Genomic DNA, 17,949 nt, shown 5'->3' on the forward strand with positions numbered 1-17,949 from the left:
ACCGACCACCCGGATCGGATCTATCGGATCGACATCGAACAAACCGTGACCATCAGCATCTCCAGGCACAACTCATGATCTCGCGAAACCCGCCACGATCAGCGGAACCCAACTGGCGTGTTACTGACCCACGCTCCTAGATCCCGACCGCCGCCCTGATCGCCGCCGTCGCGTCGTCGACGGCCACGTCGTCCCGCTCGCCCGACCGGCGGTCGCGCAGCTCGACCTTGCCTTCGGCGAGCCCGCGCCCGACGACGACGAGGGTCGGGACGCCGAGCAGCTCGGCGTCGTTGAACTTCACGCCCGCCGACACTCCCCTGCGGTCGTCGAACAGCACCCGCACGCCGTGCGACTCCAGCTCCGCGGCGATGCGCTCGGCCGCGTCGAACACCGCGTCGTCCTTGGCTGTCGCGACGAGATGGACGTCGGCCGGGCTCACCTCGCGGGGCCAGATGATGCCCTTCTCGTCGTGGGAGTTCTCGACGATCGCCGCGACGGCGCGGGAGACGCCGATGCCGTACGAGCCCATCGTCACGGTCACCCGCGTGCCGTTCTGGTCGAGCACCTTCAGGTCGAGCACCTCGGCGTAGCGCCGGCCGAGCTGGAAGATGTGGCCCATCTCGATCCCCCGCGCGGACGTCAGCTCCCCGCCGCACTGCGGGCACGGGTCACCGTCACGGATCTCGGCGGCCTCGATGGTGCCGTCGGCGTCGAAGTCACGCCCGGCGACGAGGTCGATGACGTGCCGACCGGTCTCGTCGGCGCCGGTCACCCAGCGCGTGCCGGTGACGACGCGAGGGTCGACGAGGTACCTGATGCCGCTGGCGTTCTTCTCCCCCAGCGCGCCCGGACCGATGTAGCCCTTGGCCAGGGTCGGATGAGCGGCGAAGTCGTCCTCGGTGAACGGTTCGAGCTCGGCGGGCTCGACCTGGGCCTGCAGCCGCTTCTCGTCCACGTCGCGGTCACCGGGGACGCCCACTGCGATCGGCTCCCGCACGCCGTCGGGGTGGCGCAGCACGACGAGCACGTTCTTGAGCGTGTCGCCCGCGTGCCACGGGCGGTCGGCACGGGGGAACCGGGCGTTCAGGTCGTCGACGAGCGTCGCGATGGTCGGGGTGTCCGGGGTGTCCTCGGCGTGCGCCGCCGGCACGTCGTCGTACGCGACGGGCGGCGGAGTCGCGATGCGGACGGCCTCGACGTTGGCGGCGTAGTCACAGGTGGTGCAATGGACGTAGGTGTCCTCGCCGTTCTCGGCGACGGCGAGGAACTCCTCGCTCGCCGAACCGCCCATCGCCCCGGACATCGCCGCGACGATCACGTACTCGAGGCCGAGCCGGTCGAAGATCCGCACGTACGCCTCGCGGTGCGCCTCGTACGAGGCGAGGAACGCGTCGTCGGAGATGTCGAACGAGTAGGAGTCCTTCATCACGAACTCGCGCACGCGCAGGATGCCCGCCCTGGGCCGCTGCTCATCGCGGTACTTGTTCTGGATCTGGTACAGCGCGAGCGGGAGGTCCTTGTACGACGAGTAGAGGTCCTTCACCAGCAGGGTGAACATCTCCTCGTGCGTCGGGCCGAGGAGGTAGTCGCCGCCCCTGCGGTCCTTGAGCCGGAAGATGCTGTCGCCGTACTCGGTCCAGCGGTTCGACGCCTCGTACGGCTCGCGCGGCAGTAGCGCGGGGAAGTGCACCTCCTGCGCGCCGATCGCGTCCATCTCCTCGCGCACGATGCGCTCGACGTTGCGCAGCACCTGCCAGCCGAGCGGCAGCCACGAGTAGAGGCCGGGGCCGGCGCGGCGGACGTAGCCACCACGCACGAGCAGCCGGTGACTCGGCACCTCGGCGTCGGCAGGATCCTCGCGCAGCGTGCGAAGAAACAGCGTCGACATCCTGAGCACGGTCAGCTCCTCGGGTTCGATGGTGGTGCCCGCGAGGATATCGACGTCGTTCGGCGGCCCGCACGCGGATATCCGGCCGCGGGCCCCGGGTGCTCGGCTCAGTCGCGGGACCGGTGCGGTGTCGGTGCACTGCTGGTCTCGCGCCAGCGGATCGAGGGACGCAGCGCGTCGAGGTCGACGCGCTGCTTGTGCTGCTCGATCACCCGGTAGAGCGAGGCGAGCAGGGTGTCGGACAGCAGGTGCGGCTGCAGGCCGAGGTCGACGAGCGCGGTGTGCTGGACGTTGTAGTAGTGGTTCTCCAGCTCGACGCGCGGGTTGTCGACGTAGTCGATCTCGACGGGGTGCGGGTAGGTGTTCTGCACCGTCTTCGCGATCTCCTCCAGGGAGAACGACTCGGTCATCTGGTTGAACACGCGGAACTCCCCCGCGTCCGCGGGGTGCTCGCAGGCGAGGCGGATGCACTCGACGGTGTCGCGGATCTCGATCAACCCGCGCGTCTGGGTGCCCGAGCCGTAGACGGTGAGCGGCCTGCCGAGCACTGCCTGGATCGCGAAGCGGTTGAGCACCGTGCCGAACACGGCGTCGTAGTCGAACCTCGTCGCGAGCCGCGGGTCGAGCCTGGTCTCCTCGGTCTCCTGGCCGTAGACGACGCCCTGGTTGAGGTCGGTCGCCCGCAGGCCCCAGATGCGACAGCCGAACTCGATGTTGTGGCTGTCGTGCACCTTCGACAGGTGGTAGAACGAGCCCGGCCGCTTCGGGAAGAGCATGCGGTCGCTGCGGCCGTTGTGGGTGACGTCGAGCCAGCCCTCCTCGATGTCGATGTTGGGCGTGCCGTACTCACCCATCGTGCCGAGCTTCACCAGGTGGATGTCGCGGTCGATCTCGCCGATCGCGAACATCAGGTTGAGCGTGCCGACGACGTTGTTGACCTGGGTGTAGACGGCGTGCTTGCGGTCGATCATCGAGTACGGCGCCGCGCGCTGCTCGGCGAAGTGCACGATCGCCTCGGGCCGGAAGTCGAGGACGGTCTGGTAGGTGAAGTCGGCGTCCTGCAGGTCGCCGCCGAAGACGGCGATCTCCTTGCCCGTGGCCTCGCGCCACACCTTGACCCGCTCGTGCATCGGTGCGATCGGCACCAGGCTCTCGACGCCGAGCTCATGGTCGTACTGGCGGCGGACGTAGTTGTCGACGACACCGACGTCGTGGCCCCGCCTGGAGAGATACAGCGCGGTCGGCCAGCCGAGATAGCCGTCGCCGCCGAGGACGAGAATGCGCATCGACAAGGACCTTTGCGTTCGACAACTGGGCACCCCGGGGCGAGCCGGCGCCGTTCGGCCGCTGCCGCCACCAGTCATTCGACCCTAGACCATCACCTGGCAAACTCATAACGACCTTGTCACGGACGGAAACGACTTCGAGGGCGGGAACAACGGTGTCGTCAGCGAACTCCCAGGGACCGAGATCCGCTGGCCATGGCGCGTTCCTCGCCGCCACCGGACGCGAGGTCGAGGACTCCGGAAACCAGGTCAGGTACAAGCGGTACCAGCACGAGCTGATCAGGCCCCACTGCGGCGAGTCGGTCCTGGAGGTCGGTGCCGGACTCGGCGAGTTCGCCACCGTGCTCACCGAGCCGCGGCGGTACGTCGTCACCGACCTCGACCCCGACGCGGTCCGGCTGCTGGCCGCGCGGTTCGCCGACCGTCCCGGGGTGGAGGCGAGGCAGATGGACGCCGAGGGCGCCGTCGACCTCGACGAGCCGGTCGACACGGTCCTCGCGATCAACGTGCTCGAGCACATCGAAGACGACGTCGACGCGCTGCGCACGCTCGCCGGCCATGTCCGGCCCGGGGGCACGGTGGTCATGTGGGTCCCCGGCTACCAGGCGCTCTACGGCGACTTCGACCGCGCCGTCGGCCACTTCCGCAGGTACACCCCACGCGGGTTGCGCGGGGTGTTCGAAGCGGCCGGGCTGCGTCCCGGCACCGTCCGGCCGGTCAACATGCTGGGCGGCATCGCCTGGTGGCTCGCGGTGCGCCGGGGCGGGGTCGGCAGGCCCAACCCCCGCCTGGTGCGGATCTACGACCGCGTGGTCGTACCGATCACCCGACTCGCGGAGAGGCATGTCACACCGCCGTTCGGACAGTCCGTGCTCGGCACGGCCTACGTGCCGTGAGCGCCGTCAGGAGTGCGGTACCGTGCAGAGCGAGATCATGCTGACATCACACGCCCCGCGGTTCCTGCGTTCGGGCACCGGACTGCGCCTGAGCAGGTACACGGTCTGCTCGATCATCGCGACCGTATGCTCCGAGGCCGTGTTCCTCTTCGTCTACGGCGTCGTCGGCGGCGGCAGCGTGCTCGCGTCCGTGCTCGGCTGGCTCGCCGGAGCGATCCCCAACTACACCCTCAACAGGTCGTGGACCTGGGGACTGCGGCACCGACCCGACCTGCGCCGAGAGGTGCTCCCGTACGTCGCGATCGTGCTGGCGACCGTCGGCGTCGCGAGCGTCACGACCCACGTCGCCGGCCTGCTCGTCCCGAAGATCACCGACACCCACTGGCTGCAGGTGGGGCTCGTGGGCGCGGTGTTCCTCGGCACCTACGGCGTGCTGTTCGCCGTGCGCTTCGTGCTCTTCGACCGGGTCTTCCGGCGCAGCCGCTCGCGCCGCCAGGTGCCGACGACCACGCGCAGGTAGCGGTACCCGTACACGAGGTTGCCGCCCTTCTTCGACTCCCCCTGGTTACGGCGCAGCATCGTCAGCGGCACCTCGCGGACGCGGTGACCGCGCGCGAGCACGCTGATCAACAGCTCCGCCGACTGGTACTGGGGCTGACGCAGCTTGACGCGGCGGGTGAGCTCGGCCCGCATCGCGCGGAACCCGAACGAGGTGTCGGTGACGCGGGTGCCGGTGAGCGCGCTGACCAGCCACGCGAACACCGTGGTGCCGACGCGGCGGGTCAGGTCGGAGTTCTCCGTACGGCCGAGCGCGCGCGAGCCGGTGACGAAGTCGGCCGTCCCGTCGAGCAGCGGCTCGAGGAGGGCGTCGAGGCCGGCGATGTCGTACTGGCCGTCGGCGTCGGTGGTCACGATGTACTGCGCGCCGCGCTCCCTGGCGAGCTGGTAGCCGAGCCGCAGCGCCGCGCCCTGCCCGCGGTTGCGCGGCGCGCGACACGCGTAGGCGTCGTGCTTGAGCGCGACGTCGTACGTCTCGTCGGCGCTGCCGTCGTCGACGACGAGGGTGTCGACGTCGAGGCCGCGGCACTCGCGCGGGATCTCGTCGACGACGGCACCGAGACCGCCGGCCTCGTTGTACGCCGCGATGACCACCACCACGGGGGCGAACCTGGCGTCGCCGTACCTGTCCGCGAACTCGCGCAACGCCTGCGCGTCCGTGGACTCGTCGGACGGCCCACTCGTCTCGGGCAGCAGGGTCGACTCCGTCAGCACCTTCGTCTCCTCCGTTCTCCTGAACATCGCCGTGATCGCCAGCGCACCGGCGACGGGGAACAGCAGGATCGCGGGCAGCTGGTAACGCCACGAGAACTCGACCGCGGCCGCCACCACCAGGGTGATGCAGGGGATGCCCGCGATCAGCGCGATGAGCGCGCGTGCACCGGAGCGTCGTGCCCGGCCGAGGCCGAGCGCGCCGGCGACGGCCGCGAGCAGGCAGGCGCCCACGATCGTCCCCCTGGTGAACCCGACCTTCTGGTAGTCGACGAGGAAGGCGGCGAGGTCGGGCTGCACCCGGCGCTCACCTCCGCCCCACCGCTCGATGTGCTTCGTGACGTCGTACGAGTGCTGGTACTCGCCCGGCGGGAACCGCCACCGGTCGACCGACGGCTCGCCCGGCAGTGTCTCCTTGCTCCACCAGAAACCGCGCAGGAAGTCGAACGCCACGGCCTGCACCAGGTCGAGCGGCTGGTGCCTGATGATGCGGCGGGTCCACTCGGCGACGGCGGCGTTGTTGGACACGCCGGGCGGCGGCTCCAACCGCGTCACGGGGCGCTGCTTGTTCCAGTGGTACCAGTCGGGGCCGTGCCGCCGGTCCTCCGGCGGCGTGTCCTCGCACAGCACGCGCTGGTAGTCGGGCATCGTCAGCCCGCGGCAGTCGGCGAACGGCGCCACGCGTGAGTACGTCGCCATCACGTCGGACCTGGTGATGCGGAACTGCCCCGGGTACCAGGCGTTGTAGTACGTGGCGTACGCGAGGAGCGGGACGGCGTACGCGACGAGCAGCACGGCCACGGTGGAGAGCCGGCGGCGCCGGTTGTCGCCGGTCAGCAGCAGGTAGCCCACCGCGACGACGACGCAGACGAGGCCGACGAGGCGCGACACCCCGGCTGCGCCGAGCACGCCACCGGCGAGGCCGGCGACCACGGGACCGGGGTTGCGGCGGGCGAGCAGCAGGATCGCGCCGAGCAGCAGCGCCTGGAACAGCGTGTCGGACATGATCAGCTGCTCGATCTGCAGCTGGTACGCGTCGAGCAGCACCGGCGCGGTCGCCAGCGCGGCGAGCCACGGCCAGGCGCCCCACCGGCGCAGCAGCGTGTACGCGCCGACGGCGATCAGCACGCCGAGCACATGGTTGGCGATCGGCGCGGCGACGAGTGTCCGCGCGACGCGCAGGACGGGACCGAGCAGGAGGAACGTGTAGCCGAGCGGGCTGGTGCCGCCGGGGTCGGGATCGTCGATGGCGCCGAGGTAGCGCACCGAGTCGACGAAGAACAGCGACGGCAGGTACGCCAGCGTCGCCACCACCCGCAGCGCGATGCCCGCGGCGAGGAGCGTGAGGAAGAGCCAGTGCCGCCCGACCCACCTACCGACCGCACGTGCCATCCGTCGTGCGTCGGGGCTGGGTCGGGTGTCCCTCATGTGGCGGCGGCCGCCCGGAAGTCGTCCCAGACGGTGGCGAGTCCCGCCTCGAGGTCGTACGCGGGGGCGTAGCCGCGCGCGACCGACCTGCCGATGTCGACGACCACGGCCGGCATCTCGCCCGGCTTGGCCGCGACGTGACGCACCGGGATCTCGGCGCCGGTCACCGCGCGGGCGGCGGCCACGAGCTCGTTGACCGTGACCGACCGGCCTGCGCCGACGACGGCGGTGCCCTCGAGGTCTCCGGCGAGCGCGAGGCGCACGCCCTGGACGGCGTCGTCGACGTGGACGAGATCGCGCCGCTGCTCGCCGTCGCCGTAGACCTCGACGCCGCCGCCGTCGAGCGCGGCGCGCATCAGGCGCGGCACGAAGCTGTCCTTCTCGCCCATGCCCGGGCCGTAGACGTTGGTGAACCGCAGCGCGCAGGTGCGCATGCCGTAGGCGCCGGCGTGGCCCGCGAGCAGCATCTCGCCCGCCGCCTTCGTGGCGCCGTACGGCGAGAGCGGATGCAGCGGGACGTCCTCGGTGATGGGTTCTGCGCCACGGTCGCCGACGACGGCGTTGGTCGACGCGAACACGAACGTGCCGACGTCGCGCTGCCTGGCCAGCTCAAGCAGCGCGCAGGTGAGGTCGACGTTCATCCGGATGCAGACGTCGGGTTCCTCGACCGAGCGCAGGACCGAGGTGAACGCGGCGAGGTGGACGACGGCGTCGATATCGTCGGCGAAGGCCTTCTCCCTGGTGCCGGGGTCGAGCAGGTCGCCGGGCACGTGGCGCACCGCGGCGTCGGCGGGCTCGCGCAGGTCGGCCACGACGACCTCGTCTCCGCGGCGGCGGAGCTCTTCCACGACCCGGCTTCCGATGAAGCCGGCGCCGCCGGTCACCAGCACGCGCCGAGGAGGAGGGGAGGCCGACGTACTGCTCGTGGGCATCTGGAGGGCTCCCGAGGAAGACTACGGTCGGCTGCCGGTCAGTCTAGTGCGTGCCCGCTCTCCGCCGACTTCACATGGCACTACCGGGCGTTGCGCCACCTCACATGGCACTACCTGGTCTAATGCCCCTTGTGCCCCGGTTCGTCGCCGGTAGTGCCATGTGAGGTACGGGACGAGCCGGTAGTGCCATGTGAGGTGGCGGGACGCGCCGGGATGTCAGAGCCAGCCGCGGGTCTCGGCCACCCGGGCGGCCTCGGCCCTGGTGCGCGTGCCGGTCTTGCCGATGGCGCTGGACAGGTAGTTGCGGACGGTGCCCTCGGAGAGGAACAGCAGCCGCGCGATGTCGGCGACGGTGCCGCCGTCGCGTGCGGCGACGAGCACGTCGTGCTCACGGCCGGTGAGCGGCGACTCGCCGGCGGCCAGCGACGCCGCGGCGAGGTCGGGGTCGACGACCCGCAGGCCCGCGTGGACGCGGCGGATGGCGTCGGCGAGGCGTTCGACCGGGGAGTCCTTCACCATGAAGCCGCTCGCGCCCGCCTCCATCGCGCGGCGCAGGTAGCCGGGACGCCCGAACGTCGTGACGACGAGGACGCGGCAGGCGGGGAGGGTCTCCCGCAGCGCGCCCGTGACCGCGATCCCGTCGAGCCCCGGCATCTCGACGTCGAGCAGCGCGACCTGCGGATCGGTCTCGCGCGCGAGCGCCACGACGTCGTCACCGCGTGCGGCCTGGGCGACGACGTCGATGTCGTCCTCCAGGGACAGCAGTGCCGCCATCGCGCCGCGGACGAGGTTCTGGTCGTCCGCGAGCAGCACTCTGATGACGTCGCTCACGTGTATCCCCCCGCGCCCGCCTCGTCGCTCCCCTCCGGCAGGCGCCGCGGGACGTCGCGAGTGGCGCGGCCGGCGTCGCGACCCCTACCTCCGGCTCGCTCCTCCGCTCCTGCGCTCACCCCGCCTCCGCCTCGATCCGTCGCTCGGGGACGACGACCCGCAGCCGGAAGCCGCCGGGCAGGTCGGCCGTGGCCGTCAGGGTGCCGCCGAGTGCGCCGACACGTTCGCGCAGGCCGGTCAGCCCCGTCCCCGGCTCGGCCGTGCCGCCGCGGCCGTCGTCGATCACCTCGACCGACGTCGACGTCACCTCGACCCGGCACGAGTGCGCCCGGCTGTGGCGTACGACGTTCGTCACGCCCTCGCGCACGACCCAGCCGAACAGCACGCGCAGCTCCCCCGGCACCTCGTCGACGGCGTGCGGCAGGTTCGCGGCGATCCCCGCCGCGGCGAGCACCGACCTGGCCGAAGCGAGCTCGCCGGCGAGGGTGACCTCGCGGTAGCCGGCGACTGTCCGCCGCACGTCCTCCAGCGTCTCGCGGGCGAGCCGCTCGATGTCGGAGACCTCGGGCGCGACGTTCTCCGGCCGTCGCTCGGCGAGCTTGCGCGCGAGCTCCGCCTTCACGATGATCGCGGTGAGGCTGTGGCCGACGATGTCGTGCAGGTCGCGCGAGAACCGCGCGCGTTCGGCGTCGACGGCGAGCGCGGCGAGGTCCTCGTGGGCGCGCCTGATCACCGCCTCCTGACCCTGCATGCGCCTGACCACGAACATCAGGCCCGCCACCGCGGCCATGATGATCCCGAGCTCGACGGAGACGGGTTCGCCGAGCAGCCACGGCAGGATCCAGCTGACCCACATGACCGCCAGGACGGAGAGCTGAGTGGTGGCGAGCGGTGGCCAGACGATGATCGCGCCGGCGACGGCGAAGATGACGTACGTGGCGGCCGAGGTGCCGACGAACGAGGTCATCACCAGCGCGATGGCGAGCAGGAGCACGGGGAGCAGCGCCAGTCCCCGCCGCCGGGCGCAGTGCATCCGCGCGAACCCGGCGTAGATGGTGGACCCGTAGGTGAAGACGAAGACGGCACTCAACGCCAGGCCGACGACACGCTCCCAGGTCGGGTGCGGGGCACCGAGCAGCTCGCTGAGCGGGTCGATGAGGTAGAGCAGCCAGACGCAGGAGAGCACCCAGCCGAACCGCCGGCCGGGATGCTTGGGCATCACGACCGACGGACGCGTCTCCTGCGGTTCCACGGTCATCGGCAGCACCGTACCCGCTGCTAGGCTCGCGCCGTGTCGGCGCGGAAGCGCCAGGCCGCGAACGCCGCGAACAGCACGCCCCAGAGCGCGAGCACGCCGACGCCCGTCCACCCGAACCCGGGTGCTCCCATCGCGGCGCGACCTGCCATGCCGAGCCAGTACGACGGGATGACGTGGGCGATCTGCGCCATCAGGTGCGGCATGACCTCGACGGGGATCCACAGGCCACCGAGGATCGACATCCCGAAGAACGTGATCATCGTCACCGGCTGCACCAGGTCGACGTTGCCGACGTACCCGATGCCCACGCCCAGCAGCACGAACGGGATGACCGCGAGCCAGGTCGCACCGACCGCGAGCAGCCAGTGCTCCCACGGCATCCGTACGCCGGACGCGAACCCGACGGCGTACACGACGACCAGTGACACGAGCGTCACCAGCCAGGCCACGATGCCCTTCGCGACGACGTACGCCGTGGACGGGAGCCCGGTGAGGCGCAGCTGCCGGTTCCAGCCGAGCTTGCGCTCCATCGCGATGTTCGCCGCAGAGAAGACCGAGGCTCCGATCGCTCCGTACGCCGCCATGCTCACCAGGATGTAGGCCGACGCACCGATGCCGCCGAGCCTGCCGCCGCCGGTCTGGCTGAACACGAGGAACAGCACCGCGGGCATCGCGATGGTGAAGATCGCGGTGCGCGGGTTGCGCAGCACGCGCATGATCTCGAGCCGGATGTACTGGGCGTTCACGCGTCGTCTCCACTCGTCAGAGTCAGGAATGCCTCGGTCAGGTCGGCGCCGGACACCTCGATGTGCCGTACGTCGCGGTGCTGCTCGAGCAGTGCGTACAGCGCGGCGTCGGAGTCCGAGCACCGCAGCTCGACGGACGTCCCGTGCCGGCTCACCGACTCGACTCCCGGCAGCGCGGCGAGCCGGTCGGCGTCGACGTCGGCCAGCGTCGCCCTGATGACGCGCATCGTGCCGATGGCCTTGAGCTCGGTCGCCGACCCGTCGGCGACGATGCGCCCACGGCGGATCATCACGATGCGGTCGGCCTGCTCGTCGGCCTCCTCCAGGTAGTGCGTGGCGAAGAGGACGGTCTTGCCGGCCCGCGCCTCTGCGCGCATCGACGTCCAGAACGCGACCCGCGACGCGACGTCCATGCCCGCGGTGGGCTCGTCGAGGACGACGAGCTCCGGGTCGGGAACGATCGCCATCGCGAACCGCACCCGCTGCATCTGCCCGCCGGAGAGCTTGCCCGCCTTCCGCTTGGCCAGGTCGGCGATGCCGGCCCGTTCGAGCGTCTCCCCGACCGGCAACGGCGATTTGTGCAGCGACGCGACGAGAGCGACGACCTCCTTGACGGTGACGTCGGGGAGGAGCTGCCCGAGCTGGAGCATCGCCCCGACGTGTCCCCCACCGACCGCCGCCTGCGGCGCCAGGCCGAAGATCTCGGCGGTCCCGGCGTCGGGTCTGGAGAGGCCGAGCATCATGTCGATCGTGGTGGACTTGCCCGCACCGTTGGGTCCGAGCAGCGCCACCACCTCTCCCGGCGCGATGGTGAGGTCCACGCCGTCGACGGCGACCGCGCTGCCGTACGCCTTGCGCAGTCCCGTCAGTGCGACGGCGACGCCGCCGGCCGCGTGCGGCGGGGCGTCGATCGTGAGCGTGTCGTTGGTCATGGCCACCACGATGCCGCCGTGACGGCGACGTGGGCAGTGATGCGCGTACGGCCCCGGCCGTGACATCTGTCAGGGGCGCGCGGAGCGCGGGTCAGAAGAGGACGGACATGAAGCGGCCGTTCTCGACGAAGCCGGCCCTGCGGTAGGCGGCGCGCGCCGGCGCGTTGTAGTCGTTGACGTACAGGCTCACCGCGGGCGCGATCGAGCGCATCGCCTCGGTGACGACGGCGGCGATGCCGGCGGCCGCGATGCCCCGGCCGCGGTGCGACGGGGGCACCCAGACGCCCTGCACCTGGCAGGCGCGCCTGGTGACCGCCGCGATCTCCGCCTTGAAGATCACCGTGCCGCCCTCGATCCGCGCGAAGCCCCTGCCCTGCCGAACGAGCTCGGCGACGCGTGACCGGTAGAGCGTTCCGCCGTCGCCCGCGACCGGGGAGAGGCCGACCTCCTCGGTGAACATCGCCACACAGGCGGGCAGCACGATCTCGACCTCGTCCTCGCGCACGCGCCGGACTGCCGGGTCGCCGGCGTGCGGCGGTGGCCGGGTGGCGACCATGTGCGGCTGGGAGCGTACGGCACGCGCCGTGCCCCACGACGGTTCGAGCAGCCGCCAGAGCGGGTCGACGGCGTCGGCGGGACCGACGATCGACGAGCAGCGACGCCCCTGCCGCCTGGCGCGGTCGGCGAACGCGTGGACGGCCGCCTCCGTCGCCTGGACGGGCACGAGGTTGGCCCCGGCGTAGCAGATCGAGACGAGCTCACCGCGTTCGGCGTAGCCCCAGAGCTCGGCGCCGAGACGCCAGGGGTCGAGGCCGCAGAGGGCGACCCGGGAACCCACGAAGACGTCGGTGACCGGATCGCGGTCGAGGAGGTCGGTGACGGCCGGGAGGTCGCGGTCGTCGAGGACGCGGAGCGGGGAGGTCCGGAGCACGCACCCCACCCCTTCCGCAGAGTCTCCCGTAAGACCTTCGCGCTCCTAGGAGACCGTCACCTCTGGTGGGCCCGAGCTTACGCCGTCGGCGTCCATCTGCTCGGCGATCCGCATGGCCTCCTCGATGAGGGTCTCGACGATCTCGGCCTCCGGCACGGTCCTGACGACCTCGCCCTTGACGAAGATCTGGCCCTTGCCGTTGCCCGACGCGACGCCGAGGTCGGCCTCCCGCGCCTCGCCAGGCCCGTTGACGACACAGCCCATCACGGCGACGCGGAGCGGCACCTCCATGCCCTCGAGGCCGGCGGTCACCTCGTCGGCGAGCGTGTAGACGTCGACCTGCGCGCGTCCGCAGGACGGGCACGACACGATCTCGAGCTTGCGCGGCCGGAGCCCGAGCGACTCGAGGATCGCGGAGCCGACCTTGACCTCCTCGACCGGAGGGGCGGACAGCGACACCCTGATCGTGTCGCCGATGCCCTCGGCGAGCAGCGCGCCGAACGCGGTCGCCGACTTGACCGTGCCCTGGAACGCCGGCCCGGCCTCGGTGACGCCGAGGTGGAGCGGGTAGTCGCAGCGGCTCGACAGCAGCCGGTACGCCTGCACCATCACGACCGGGTCGTGGTGCTTCACGGAGATCTTGATGTCGTGGAAGTCGTGCTCCTCGAAGAGCGACGCCTCCCACAACGCCGACTCGACGAGCGCCTCCGGCGTGGCCCTGCCGTACTTCTGCATCAGCCGCGGGTCGAGCGACCCCGCGTTGACGCCGATCCTGATCGGGGTGCCGTGGTCCTTCGCCCCGGCGGCGATCTCGGCGACCTTGTCGTCGAACTTCCTGATGTTGCCCGGGTTGACGCGTACCGCCGCGCAGCCCGCCTCGATCGCGGCGAAGACGTAGCGCGGCTGGAAGTGGATGTCGGCGATGACCGGGATCTGGCTGTGCCGCACGATCTCGGGCAGCGCATCGCTGTCGTCCTGGCTCGGCACGGCCACGCGGACGATGTCGCAGCCCGACGCGGTCAGCTCGGCGATCGACTGCAGCGTCTTGTCGACCTCGGTGGTCTTGGTGACGGTCATCGACTGCACCGAGATCGGGGCGCCGCCGCCCACGGGCACCGCACCGACCATGACCTGGCGGGTCTTGCGGCGCCCCGCCAGTGTGGCCGGCGGCAGCTCCGGCATACCGAGGTTGGTGGTCATCTCTCCAGTATCTCGATCATCGGCTCAGAACGGGCTCGCCAGCGGGTTGACGATGTCGGCCGCGATGAGCAGCACGCCGAGGCCGACGAGCAGGATGAACACCACGTAGGTGGCCGGTAGCAGCTTGGTCATGTCGACCGGGCCCGGGTCGGGACGGCCGCGCTTGCGGGCGATGAACGCCTTGATCCGCTCCCAGAACAGGACGGCGATGTGACCGCCGTCCATCGGCAGCAGCGGCAGCAGGTTGAAGACGCCGATGAAGACGTTGATGCCCTGCAGCATGTCGATCATCGCGGACGCCTTGGCGCGGGTGGGCTCATCGGAGCCGAACAGCGACCCGGCCATGCGACCCGCGCCGACCACGCTGCCCACCTGTCCGCCCTGGGTCTCGCCGCGCTCCGGGGAGAACAGCTGCGGGATCGCGCCGGGGATCTTCACGAGCGTCTGGAAGATCAGGCCGATCTCGCGTACGAACACCTGCCCCGTCATGACGACGGCCTCGCCCGGGCTCCACGTCTGGTAGCCCTCGACGCGCTCGCCCGCCGTGACGCCGAGGAACCCGACGCGGCGACCGGTCTCGGAATCGGTGATCGTGGCCAGCGTGACCGGGATGTCGATGGTCTTGCCGCCGCGTTCGACGGTGACCGTGACCCGGTCGCCGCCGCGTGCCTTCAGCTGGTCGGTCAGCTGCTTCCACGAGGTCACCTGCCGGCCCTCGAAAGCCGTGACGCGGTCGCCCGGCTTGATCCCCCCGAGCGCCGCGGGCGACTTGGCGGCGCCCTCCTCGCAGCCGCCGGCGGTGGACGTGGGCACGCAGGTGGAGACCCGGGCCATCTCGAGCGTCTGGCCCTTGATCGGCACGCCGACGCCCATCATCAGCACCATCAGCAGCACGATGCCGATGACGAAGTGGGTCAGCGAGCCGGCGACGAGGACCAGGAACCGCTGCATCGGCTTCGCCCGCCAGAACGCCCGCGGCTGGTCGACGGGGTCGAGCTCCTCGAGCGGGGTCATGCCGAGGATGCGGACGTACGCACCGGCGGGGATGACCTTGAAGCCGTACTCGGTCTCGCCACGCTTGAACGACCAGATGCGGGGACCGAAGCCGATGAAGAACTCGGTCGCCTTCATGCCGAACCGGCGGGCGAAGAAGAAGTGGCCCCACTCGTGGCAGGCGATGGAGATGACGAGGGCGACCACGAAGATGGCGATGCCCACCCCGCCCAGCACAAGGAAGTTGGACATCTCTACCGGCTACCCCTGTCTCCTCGGACTGCGCTGCTGTCTGATCGGCTGTCTGATCGAATGCCCGCGATCGTACGGGCCTGTTCTCGCGCCCAGCCGTCGGCGGCGAGTACCGCCTCGACGGTGAGCTCGCCGGCCCCGCCCTGGTCCGAGCGAGCCCGCTCGGACTCGTCGTGGGCGGCCACGACCCGCTGTACCGTATCGACGATACCGAGGAACGGCAGCCGGTGGTCGAGGAAGGCCCGCACGCATTCCTCGTTGGCCGCGTTGTAAACGGCGGGGTAGGTGCCGCCGAGCTCCCCCACCTCCCGCGCGAGCCGGATGGCGGGGAACGCCTCGTCGTCGAGCGGCAGGAACTCCCAGGTGTGGGCCGTGGTCCAGTCGACGGGCCGTGCCGCGTCCGCCACCCGGTGGGGCCAACCGAGCGCCAGGGCGATCGGGAGCCGCATGTCCGGCGGCGAGCACTGCGCCAGCGTGGAGCCGTCGACGAACTCGACCATCGAGTGGACCATCGACTGCGGGTGGACGACCACCTCGATGCGGTCGAACGGGATGTCGAAGAGCAGGTGGGCCTCGACGACCTCCAACGCCTTGTTGACGAGCGTCGCGCTGTTGACCGTGATCACCGGCCCCATCTGCCAGGTGGGGTGGGCCAGCGCCTGCTCGGGGGTCACGTCGGTCAGCTCCTCGCGGCGGCGGCCGCGGAACGGTCCGCCGCTGGCGGTCACGACGAGCTTGCGCACCTCGTGGCCGTCGCCACCGCGCAGGCACTGGGCGAGGGCGGAGTGCTCGGAGTCGACGGGCACGATCTGCCCGGGCGCGGCGAGATCGCGGACGAGCGACCCGCCGACGATCAGCGACTCCTTGTTCGCCAACGCGAGGATGCGTCCGGCCCGCAACGCTGCGAGCGTCGGACGGAGGCCGGCGGCGCCGTCGACCGCGTTGAGCACGACGTCGCACGGCCACTCGGCGAGCTCGGCGACGGCCTGGGGTCCCGCGAGGATCTTCGGCAGCCGGTACTCGCCGCGCGAGTACCCGCGGCGCTGCGCCTCCGAGTACAGGGCGAGCTGGACGTCCTGGACGGCCGTCGGCCGCGCGACGGCCACGATGGCGACCCCGAGGTCGAGCGCCTGCCGGACGAGCAGCTCGGGGTTGCCGCCGCCCGCGGCGATGCCGACGACGCGGAACTTGTCCCGGTTGTCCGCTACGACCTCGAGCGCCTGGGTGCCGACCGAACCGGTGGAGCCGAGGACGACGACGTCGCGACGGGGCGCAGAGGGAGGCACGCGCCCATTGTTCCGCACCGCGTGTCGAGCCGGGCCGGGGCCCATATCAGCAGCGTGCGACGCCGCCGACACCGACTGTCCCCCGCTTCCGGGCCATGCCACACAGGGCTACCCTGCTCTTCAGGGGGACGGCGTTATGGGGCGCGCTGCCGTGCACATCTTCCTACCGTCGTCGGGAGTCAGTCCGTTGTCGCGCACCGCTTGGCGGCACGAGGCCATACGCGCCTGCGCTACACGCGACCCCGTCCAGGTCGAGAAGGTCCTGCGGACCTACACCGAGCTGTCCACCGGCACCGCACCCGACGCGCTCAAGATGTTCCTCGTCCGCTGGCTGAAGCCGCCCGACTGGCCGCTCCTGCGTGGGCTCGCCGACAGCGAGGACGCCTCGGCGCGGCAGGTGGCGGCGCTGCTCGTCCCGTCCGCCTGGCTGGTCAGGGCCGCCGCCGCGGAGGCCAGGCTGCGCAAGCTCGCACGCGACGAGTCCCCCGCGGTCCGCGACTGGGTGGCGCTCGCCATCGCCGACCTGGTGACCTCGTACGCCGACGGCGCCGACGTCGTCAGGCGCTGGGCCCAGCACTCGCTCATCGAAGCGCGGCGGGCGGCCGCCGTCGGCACCGGCTGGGCGGCCGCGTCCGCCGACACCGCCACCGCGCGGCGCCTGCTCGACGCGCTGACCCCGATGATGTCCGACGGCACCGAGGAGGTCCGCTACGTCCTCGCGCCGGTGGCCATCGGCGACGGCATGCTGCGCTACCACCCGGACCTCACCCTGGCCTGGCTCGCCGCACTCGCCACGGCGCCGGAGCCGCAGACCAGGTGGGGCGTCGCCCGGGCACTCGGCTGCCGGGCGGCACGCGTGCACCAGGAAGCGGCGTGGCGGGTGCTCGCCCCGCTGGTGGAGGACGACGAGCAGGAGGTCCGCCAGGCCGCCAGGCTGGCCGCCGCGTCCCTCAGCCCCTCGATGTTCTGACCCGGGCTCGGTCGGGACCGCGTCGGGAGTTGATCACGTTAACCCAGCGAACAGGGACTTCACCTCGTGCAGGGACGAGGTGAAGTCGACGTTGATCACGTTAACGTGATCAACGTCGACACCTCAGCGCGAGCGCCTCAGCGGGCGGGTGGGCCGACCTTGCAGTGGCGGCGGACGGCGTCGAGGTTGAGCAGGGCGGCGGCGGCGATGGCGGCGAACAGGCCGACGAAGTGGACGACCACGCCCGAGCCGATGTAGTAGGCCTCGAGCACGCCGAACGCGCCGACGGAGGCGAGCGCGGCGCCCCACGGACCGCGGCGGCGGGTGAGCAGGAGCAGGCCGAACGTCACCCACGCGACTCCGCACGCCGCCTGCGCGATCGCGAGGAACAGCGGGTCGCCGCCGAGCACCAGGACACCGATGTTGCCCCCGTCGAGGTAGCCGAGCACCGCGGTGATCGCGTTGGTCGCGCCCGCGCCGACGAGCAGGGCGACCGCGGCGAGCACGAACAGGAGGCTGCCGGGCGGCTGTGCCGGCCGGTTCGCGGTGGCCGCGGGCGGAGCCATGGGCGGAGCCATGGGCGGAGCCATGGGCGGAGCCATGGGCGGAGCCATGGGCTGCTGCTGCGGTGGGAGCGCCGGTGCCGTGGTCGGGTACGCGCCGGGTGCGGGCGGGGGGCCGCCCTGGAACGGTGGCCCCGGCGGGTAGCCCTGCCCGTAGCCGGGGACGTAGCCCTGACCGCCGGGGTACGGCGCCTGGGGTCGCCCCGGCGACGGCGGGCCCTGCGGCGGCATCGGCCGCTGCGGCTGCCCTGGTCCTTGTCCGTACACGCGCCCTCCTCCCGGCGGACC

Annotated in this window: 16 protein-coding genes; 3 read left to right on the forward strand and 13 right to left on the reverse strand. The window is 71.4% G+C overall.

Going from position 1 to position 17,949, the window contains the following annotated elements:
* Nucleotides 1-136: 136 nt before the first annotated feature.
* Nucleotides 137-1,888 carry a proline--tRNA ligase gene (locus tag GEV10_06735; protein ID MQA78161.1) on the reverse strand — a complete coding sequence of 584 codons (1,752 nt, stop codon included), beginning with the start codon at nucleotides 1,886-1,888 and terminating at the stop codon, nucleotides 137-139.
* A 107-nt stretch (nucleotides 1,889-1,995) separates the two neighbouring features.
* Nucleotides 1,996-3,174: an NAD-dependent epimerase/dehydratase family protein gene (locus GEV10_06740; GenBank protein ID MQA78162.1), complete on the reverse strand. Its 1,179-nt coding sequence runs from the start codon at nucleotides 3,172-3,174 to the stop codon at nucleotides 1,996-1,998.
* A gap of 155 nt (nucleotides 3,175-3,329) precedes the next feature.
* Here GEV10_06740 and GEV10_06745 point away from each other — a divergent pair, with 155 nt between their 5' ends.
* Nucleotides 3,330-4,070 (forward strand): methyltransferase, encoded by a 741-nt coding sequence (locus tag GEV10_06745; protein MQA78163.1) that lies wholly within the window; start codon nucleotides 3,330-3,332, stop codon nucleotides 4,068-4,070.
* Nucleotides 4,018-4,590, forward strand: a complete 573-nt coding sequence (locus tag GEV10_06750) for a GtrA family protein (GenBank protein ID MQA78164.1) — start codon at nucleotides 4,018-4,020, stop codon at nucleotides 4,588-4,590. Before GEV10_06745 ends, GEV10_06750 begins: the two co-directional genes overlap by 53 nt.
* Here GEV10_06750 and GEV10_06755 read toward each other — a convergent pair.
* The 10 genes from GEV10_06755 to GEV10_06800 all read right to left on the reverse strand — a co-directional run bounded on the left by GEV10_06755 (nucleotide 4,494) and on the right by GEV10_06800 (nucleotide 16,173).
* Nucleotides 4,494-6,731 (reverse strand): glycosyltransferase, encoded by a 2,238-nt coding sequence (locus GEV10_06755; protein ID MQA78165.1) that lies wholly within the window; start codon nucleotides 6,729-6,731, stop codon nucleotides 4,494-4,496. The two genes, GEV10_06750 and GEV10_06755, sit on opposite strands and share 97 nt — an antisense overlap.
* A gap of 32 nt (nucleotides 6,732-6,763) precedes the next feature.
* On the reverse strand, nucleotides 6,764-7,699 hold the full coding sequence (locus GEV10_06760; protein ID MQA78166.1) for an NAD-dependent epimerase/dehydratase family protein: 936 nt from the start codon (nucleotides 7,697-7,699) through the stop codon (nucleotides 6,764-6,766).
* 216 nt (nucleotides 7,700-7,915) lie between these two features.
* Nucleotides 7,916-8,536 carry a response regulator gene (locus GEV10_06765; GenBank protein ID MQA78167.1) on the reverse strand — a complete coding sequence of 207 codons (621 nt, stop codon included), beginning with the start codon at nucleotides 8,534-8,536 and terminating at the stop codon, nucleotides 7,916-7,918.
* A 109-nt stretch (nucleotides 8,537-8,645) separates the two neighbouring features.
* Complete coding sequence (locus GEV10_06770) at nucleotides 8,646-9,563, reverse strand: sensor histidine kinase (protein ID MQA78168.1); 918 nt, start codon at nucleotides 9,561-9,563, stop codon at nucleotides 8,646-8,648.
* 245 nt (nucleotides 9,564-9,808) lie between these two features.
* Complete coding sequence (locus tag GEV10_06775; GenBank protein MQA78169.1) at nucleotides 9,809-10,534, reverse strand: ABC transporter permease; 726 nt, start codon at nucleotides 10,532-10,534, stop codon at nucleotides 9,809-9,811.
* Nucleotides 10,531-11,466, reverse strand: a complete 936-nt coding sequence (locus GEV10_06780) for an ATP-binding cassette domain-containing protein (GenBank protein MQA78170.1) — start codon at nucleotides 11,464-11,466, stop codon at nucleotides 10,531-10,533. The genes GEV10_06775 and GEV10_06780 overlap by 4 nt, the downstream gene beginning before the upstream one ends.
* Nucleotides 11,467-11,557: 91 nt before the next feature.
* The gene (locus tag GEV10_06785) at nucleotides 11,558-12,397 is read right to left on the reverse strand and encodes a GNAT family N-acetyltransferase (protein ID MQA78171.1); all 840 of its coding nucleotides are present in this window, start codon (nucleotides 12,395-12,397) and stop codon (nucleotides 11,558-11,560) included.
* A 45-nt stretch (nucleotides 12,398-12,442) separates the two neighbouring features.
* Nucleotides 12,443-13,597: a flavodoxin-dependent (E)-4-hydroxy-3-methylbut-2-enyl-diphosphate synthase gene (gene ispG / locus GEV10_06790; GenBank protein MQA78172.1), complete on the reverse strand. Its 1,155-nt coding sequence runs from the start codon at nucleotides 13,595-13,597 to the stop codon at nucleotides 12,443-12,445.
* Between the two features lie 24 nt (nucleotides 13,598-13,621).
* Nucleotides 13,622-14,842 (reverse strand): PDZ domain-containing protein, encoded by a 1,221-nt coding sequence (locus GEV10_06795; GenBank protein ID MQA78173.1) that lies wholly within the window; start codon nucleotides 14,840-14,842, stop codon nucleotides 13,622-13,624.
* A gap of 2 nt (nucleotides 14,843-14,844) precedes the next feature.
* Entirely contained in the window at nucleotides 14,845-16,173 is a 1,329-nt protein-coding gene (locus GEV10_06800) for a 1-deoxy-D-xylulose-5-phosphate reductoisomerase (GenBank protein MQA78174.1), read from the reverse strand.
* 142 nt (nucleotides 16,174-16,315) lie between these two features.
* On the opposite strand from GEV10_06800, the gene GEV10_06805 reads away from it, so the two are divergent.
* The gene (locus tag GEV10_06805; protein ID MQA78175.1) at nucleotides 16,316-17,098 is read left to right on the forward strand and encodes a hypothetical protein; all 783 of its coding nucleotides are present in this window, start codon (nucleotides 16,316-16,318) and stop codon (nucleotides 17,096-17,098) included.
* A 137-nt stretch (nucleotides 17,099-17,235) separates the two neighbouring features.
* Here the strand turns inward: GEV10_06805 and GEV10_06810 are convergent, their stop codons facing one another.
* The gene (locus tag GEV10_06810) at nucleotides 17,236-17,928 is read right to left on the reverse strand and encodes a hypothetical protein (GenBank protein MQA78176.1); all 693 of its coding nucleotides are present in this window, start codon (nucleotides 17,926-17,928) and stop codon (nucleotides 17,236-17,238) included.
* Nucleotides 17,929-17,949: the final 21 nt, after the last annotated feature.

This window comes from Streptosporangiales bacterium, assembly GCA_009379955.1.
Classification (GTDB): Bacteria; Actinomycetota; Actinomycetes; order Streptosporangiales; family WHST01; genus WHST01.